The following is a 6,087-nucleotide window of genomic DNA, read 5'->3' as shown; positions in this document are numbered from 1 at the left end:
ACCGCTGCCGTCAGCGGGCGGTGTGCTGCGCGCCCGCCCCCTGTCGCGCGCGGCGGTGCAACAGGCCCTGCGGCAGACCGCCGGGCTGGTGGCGGTCTATGCCGCCGCGCTCACCTTTGGGCTGGGCTATCCCTATTGGGCGGCGATGGCAGTCGTCGTCGTCCTGCAAGGCGGGGTGCGCGTCACCTGGGCGCGCTGCCTCGAACGCATTTTGGGCAGTGTGCTGGGCGGGCTCTTCGCCTCGGCCCTGCTGCTGCTCGGCGGGGCGGAAACCGTGCCACTCGCCTGCCTCGCCACGCTGCTGGCCGGCGTGGCGATTGCCCTGCGCGCGGTGAATTATACCGTGTTCGTCGTGTTCCTGACGATGCTGTTCGTGATTGTCACGGCCATGCTCCATCCCGGCGAAGGCATTGCCGCGGCGCGGATGATCGACAATGTCATCGGCAGCCTGGCGGCCCTGCTCGCGGTCTTCCTGCTGTGGCCCGATTTCGGCGCGTCCTTGCCCGGGCGCATCGCCGAAGGCATTGCCGCCAACCGCGCCTATTTCGACGCGGTCAGCGCCGCCCGCCCCTTTGCCGAGATCGAAACGGTGCGTCGAGCGGCTGGCCTCGCCAGCATCGAGGCGGAAACCGCGCTGCACGATCTGGGTGGCCTGATCAACCGCACCAGCGGCGCGATGGCCCATGCCCAGGGGCTGGGCACCTTGCGCATGCTGGCGGGCACGGCGGCGATGGCATGGCACCGCCGCCTAGGCGAAAACCGCGGCATTTGAGCCGGGCGGCTTAGCCGTGGGCGCCGAAGTAGTTGGCCACGGCCACGGCCACGCGCAGGTTGAGCGCGTGCGCCCGCTCGATCGGGTCTATGAAGCGGGCACGGATCGCGCCATAATCTTCGCCCTCGTGATCGGGAAAGTCGCTCGGCTCGTCCACGCTGAAATCGGCCACGTGCGGCATCGCCACCGGATAGGCCCGGCGCAGCTGCGCCAGCGCATCGTCCACGCGCAGCGACAGCACCATTTCCAGCACGTCGTCGCGGCTCACGTCGTTGGAACGGGAGAACGGCGGCACCTGCACCGCGCGCAGGAACATGTGCATCAGCAGCGACAGTCGCACGGCCTGCAGCAGGCCGATATTGCGCCGTTCGGCATCGACCACCGGATCGCGCCCGGACGGCATGCCCGGCACTAGCGCCAGCAGGCGGTGCAGCTTCATCCAGTCCACCCGCAGGCGCGAGGTCAGGCGGCGGAACACGCCCGAACGATCGTCCTTGGTCAGGTATTCGGCCAGGGCCATGCACGCTGCTTCCAGCGCGGTTTCAGTGCCGCGATAGGGCCGGCTGGCCCAATAGGCGGAATTGAACAGCTCGCCATAGGCGGCGACCGTCTTGATCGAGGCCAGGCCATTGGCCGCGCGCAGCAGGCGCACCAGCTGGTTGCCCCGGTCAGACTGGCCCAGGAGTTCGGCAATCGCCTCCATCTCGTCACCAGCCGCCGTGCCCGCGCCGGCGATCACGTTCACCGGATAGCCGATCTGCTGCAGGATGGCGTTGTGCGGGATCGCGCGGATCTGGCGCAGGCTCATCGAGCGGTCAGCCGAAATGTCGGACTGGCGGCGCGAGACGCGGCTGCCCGTGGGCGTCAGCATGCCCAGGCCGAACGCGGTCACCGCGCGGGCATAAGTCGCGCTTTTCAGGTGATCGCGCTGCACGCGGCGGATCGCGCGATAGAAATCGAGGCTGAGATCGGTGCGATCATAGAACGGATCGCGCGATGCCGGCGCCGTGAACGCCACTTCGGCTTCGGCGATGCGGGCCAGCGTGGCCAGCGCCAGTTCGTCGTTGCGGAAGAACAGATAGCCATCGCCGCCTTGGAAACTGGCTTCGGCTTCCAGCGCGATGCCCGCCTTGGCAAAGCGGCGGCGCGCCCAGCGGCTGAGCGGCCAGGTCAGGCGATCGGCAAAGCCGGCGGGATGCGCGCCGCGCCCCATGGATTCGCCGTGGGTGTCAAACACCAGGGCGGCCACATCGGCCAGCCCGTTGTTGGTCATCGCTTCAGCCAGGCGGCCTTGCAGGCGCTCGATCGCGAGCGCGGCCGGCAGCTGGCCGATAAAGCGCCCGGCGTCGGAAAAGCCGGTCTGGATCGACACGCGGCCGCGGCGGCGCACGTAATCGCGATAGGCTTCTTCGGCCAGCAGCGCTTCGAGGAAGCGGCCGCCATGTTCCAGCGCGGTTTCGGTTTCGAACAAGGGCGAAACGTCGACCTTGTCATCGATGCCGAACAGCTTGGCGAAATAGAGCGCGGCCAAGACCGTCTGCGGCTGTTCGCATTCGGCGATCAGCATGCGGATCGGCGCATCGGCATCGATATGGTGCAGGATCTGCGCCATCGCCAGGAACTGGCGGATCGCGGTGCTGGTCTCGATCGCCAGCGCGGCAAAGTTGACGCGCAGCGGCTTGACCTCGGCCAGCAGCTCGCGCAGCCGCGAGATCGCGCTCTTGCTGGCGATGTCGAGCGTGCCTTCCGGGTCGATCCGGCGGCGCAAGGCGTTGTGAAGCTGCGAGGAATTGACGCGGAAGTGGATCCACCCCATGCCCAGGCCATCGGCGCGCATCGCGCCGGCCAGGGTGGCCAGGCCCACCGCCAGATCGCCATCTTCGGCCCCGGCCGCATCGGCTTCGAGCGTCTCGATCAGCGGCGTCAGGCTCAGCAGCTTGGCCGGATCGTCGGCCGTCATGCGATTGGCGGCAGCGGCCAGCGCTTCGGGCGTATCGAGCGGGCGGGAAAACAGCTCCGCCATGTCAGAGGCATGGATCTGCGCCGCATCAAGCGTGGCGATCAGCGCATGATCGGGCGCCAGGCCAGCCAGGCTGGCACGATAGCTGCCCAGGCGCCGCGCCTTTTCGCGCAGGCGGAACGCGATCGAGGTGTGCCAGCCGATGTCGGTGCGGCCATCCATGTCATAGCCGACCCAGGTGGCAAAGCGGAACGGCAGCGGGCGGAAATCGAGCCAGCGGCCCGGCCAGCGCTGGCGGGCGTGCGAGAGCAGCGTGGCGTTGATGCGGTCGCGTGCGCGGCCGGCCCGCTCGATCGCGTTGCACACCTCAAGGTGTTCGAATTCCAACGTGATCTTGGGGCCGTGGGCCGGCAGCGCGCAGACCGTGGAGGCCAGCGGATCGTCGGCCAGCGCGGCGGTGGCCACGGCATCGGCCTGCGCCGGGTTGAGCAGGAACGTGGGATGGGCGGTAAACACGCCGTGCAGCAGCGGCTTTTCCCAGCGGGCGCGGAACTGGCTGAAGCCATCTTCCTCGTCCAGCAGGGCCGCGATGCGTGACAGGTTTTCCTGCGGATCGGTCGGCGCCACCAAGCGGCGCAGGCGTCCAGCGCGGCATTGCAAGGCCTCGCATTCCAGCTCGGCCACCAGGCCTTCCATGTCGTCGAGCGACAGGGCGCCGGTTTCCAGATCGCGCGACAGATCGTGGCTCAGCTGAAAAACCGGATTGAACAGCGGCGTTTCAGACGTCCGTTCATGCAGCTTGCGCAAACGGTCCCTAAGCTTTGCGACGGTCTTCATCTGCCGTTTCCCCCCTGCTGGCCTTGCTGCGCCATCCGGCTTTCCTGTCGAGCGAACTTTCCTGCCCGCCACCCGCGCCTGGGCCCCTCAGCCCTTGGCGAGGGCCGAGGCCTCGTGCGCCAGGCGCTCGATCTCGGCCTCGTCCGGCGCGCCCTTGGGCACGACCCAGCTGCCGCCCACGCACAGCACGCGATCGAACGCCAGCCATTCGGGCGCCGTGGCCGCGCTGATCCCGCCGGTGGGGCAGAAGCGCGCCTGATAGAACGGCGCGGCCAGCGCCTTGAGCGCAGGCAACCCGCCCGAAGTGGACGCCGGGAAGAACTTGAAATGCGTCAGCCCCAGGTCAAGGCCGCGCATGATATCGGCGGCGCAGGCCGTGCCGGGCAGGAACGGAATGCCCGCATCCACCGCCGCCTGGCCCAGGCGATCGGTAAGGCCGGGCGACACGATGAACTCGGCCCCGGCGTCGATCGCGGCCTTGAGTTCATCGGGATTGGTCACCGTGCCGGCGCCGACGATGGCGCCTTCAACGCTCTTCATCGCGGTAATCGCCTCGAGCGCGGCGGGCGTGCGCAGCGTGACTTCGAGCACGCGCAAGCCGCCGGCCACCAGAGCGCGAGCGACCGGCAGGGCATGGGCCACATCATCGATCACCAGCACCGGGATGACAGGCGCCGTGCGCATGATGGCTTCGATCGGCTTCATGAACTCTCCCCGCATTTGGCAGGAGAAAAGCCTAGCCCCTCAACGCGCAGTTGTGCACCCGCTAACAGACCGGGCGCATAGCTATTTCCTCAAAGTGTGGCAAAAACCGCGCCAGCGGCTTGGCTGCCCCGTGTTTCAGTCACACCGCAGAACTGAACTGGTGCCCACCGCCGCGATAGGCATCGAACAGCACGGCGATGGAGCGGTGATAGGGCGCGCTGTGCGGTGCCAGGACCAGGCGCTGCCCCTCGATACGTGCCAGGCCGCGGGCCACGAACGGCGCCAGTCCGTCGCGCGTTTCGTCCAGCAGGTCGGCCGGCAGATCTACCGCCTCCTGGCACAGCAGCGTCTCGATCACCGCCGCGCGGCGCTGGTCCTGCACCGTCTGGACCACGCCGCGCGTGCCAGCAAGGCGCCCGCTTTCCAGCTGCTGGCGATAGCGCCCGGCATTCTTTTCGTTTTGCACCAGCAGGCCGGGAAAGACCCCGACCGACGAGGCGCCAAGGCCGATCAGCGCGCCGGCGCTGTCGTCGGTAAAGCCCTGGAAGTTGCGGCGCAGCGTGCCATTGCGGCGCGCCTTGGCCAGGTCATCATCCGGCAGGGCAAAGTGATCGAACCCGATCGCGTCATAGCCCGCCGCGCGCAGCCGCGCCGATCCTTGCGCGGCCATGGCAAAGCGGGTGCGCTGGCCCGGCAGCGCGGCCACGTCGATCCGCCGCTGGCGTGGCACCACGTGCGGCACATGGGCATAGCCGAACAGCGCAACGCGATCGGGCGCCATGGCAATGGCGGTATCCAGCGTCTGGTCGAGCACGGCCTCGTCTTGATGGGGCAGACCATACATCAGGTCGAAATTGATCGAATCCACCCCGGCGCCGCGCAGGCCATCCATCGCGCGGGCGATATCGTCCTGCGGCTGCACGCGGCCGATCGCGGCCTGCACGCGCGGATCGAAAGTCTGCACGCCCAGGCTCGCCTTGATCACGCCGATCCCGGCGATCGCGGTGAACCATTGCGGCATCAAACTGCGCGGATCGAGTTCAAGCGAGATGACCGGGCGCGCCAGGCGGAAATTGAGCGTGAGCGTATCGATCAGCCGCACGAAATCGGTGGGTGAAATTGCGTTGGGGCTGCCCCCGCCAAAGGCGATCCGCGTGATCCGCGCCTGCGGCCCGATCAGTTGGGCCACCATCTCGATCTCGCGGTGAAGCGCGCCGAGATAGGCGGCGAGGCGCTGGCTGCGGTTGGCAGCACCAGTGTTGCAGCCGCAATACCAGCAGATTTCCTGGCAATAGGGGATATGCAGATAGAGCGAGACCGGCCCGCGCAGCAGGCCCAGCGCCCGCGCTTGCGCATCGGCCAGATCGGCGTCGGCAAATTCGGCCGCTGTGGGATAGCTGGTATAGCGCGGCACCGGCCGCGCCAAGAGTTCGGGATACCAGGTCCAATCATCGAATCGCTCGCCCGATTGCGGCGGGATCGCCCCGGCAATCGCGGCAACGGCGGTGTTCATCTGGGCAGCTGGGCCTGCTTCAAGCGACATCGTCATCGTCCTCCTCGCCACAGCAGCTATCGCCCGTGGCGCGCTTGCGCATTGCGCTATGGCAAATCGCGCAACACGGCGCGGTGCCATCGCCCTGGGGCTTGCGCTGCTGGCCTTGGCCGGGAATGCGGATCACCAGGACATGGCCCGCCTCGCCGCAGATCGGCACGGCAAAGGCACTGCCATCGCCCACCTGCGCCAGCGCGGGCGCCGGCAGCCCCAGCCGCAGCACCGCCAGCGCGCAGGCCGGCGTGACCAGCCACAGGCGGA

At 68.2% G+C, this 6,087-nt stretch carries 5 protein-coding genes; 1 reads left to right on the top strand and 4 read right to left on the bottom strand.

The genetic code is table 11. The features are described from left to right. A partial coding sequence (locus H926_RS0100820; protein WP_022674611.1) for an FUSC family protein occupies nucleotides 1-772 on the top strand: 772 nt, incomplete at its 5' end. 10 nt (nucleotides 773-782) lie between these two features. Here H926_RS0100820 and H926_RS0100815 read toward each other — a convergent pair. The 4 genes from H926_RS0100815 to H926_RS32885 form a co-directional block, all read right to left on the bottom strand. Beyond that, nucleotides 783-3,569, bottom strand: coding sequence for a phosphoenolpyruvate carboxylase (locus H926_RS0100815; RefSeq protein ID WP_028657407.1), 2,787 nt, complete (start codon nucleotides 3,567-3,569; stop codon nucleotides 783-785). An 87-nt stretch (nucleotides 3,570-3,656) separates the two neighbouring features. Beyond that, nucleotides 3,657-4,274, bottom strand: coding sequence for a bifunctional 4-hydroxy-2-oxoglutarate aldolase/2-dehydro-3-deoxy-phosphogluconate aldolase (gene eda / locus H926_RS0100810; protein WP_022674609.1), 618 nt, complete (start codon nucleotides 4,272-4,274; stop codon nucleotides 3,657-3,659). A gap of 139 nt (nucleotides 4,275-4,413) precedes the next feature. Next, nucleotides 4,414-5,817, bottom strand: a complete 1,404-nt coding sequence (gene hemN / locus H926_RS0100805; RefSeq protein ID WP_237740952.1) for an oxygen-independent coproporphyrinogen III oxidase — start codon at nucleotides 5,815-5,817, stop codon at nucleotides 4,414-4,416. Then, nucleotides 5,807-6,087, bottom strand: a 281-nt coding sequence (locus H926_RS32885; protein WP_043607144.1) for a hypothetical protein, incomplete at its 5' end; no start/stop codon positions are given. The genes H926_RS32885 and hemN, both read right to left, overlap by 11 nt.

This window comes from Novosphingobium sp. B-7, assembly GCF_000410615.1.
Taxonomy (GTDB): Bacteria; Pseudomonadota; Alphaproteobacteria; order Sphingomonadales; family Sphingomonadaceae; genus Novosphingobium; species Novosphingobium capsulatum.
This window is presented reverse-complemented; position numbering and strand designations above follow the sequence as displayed.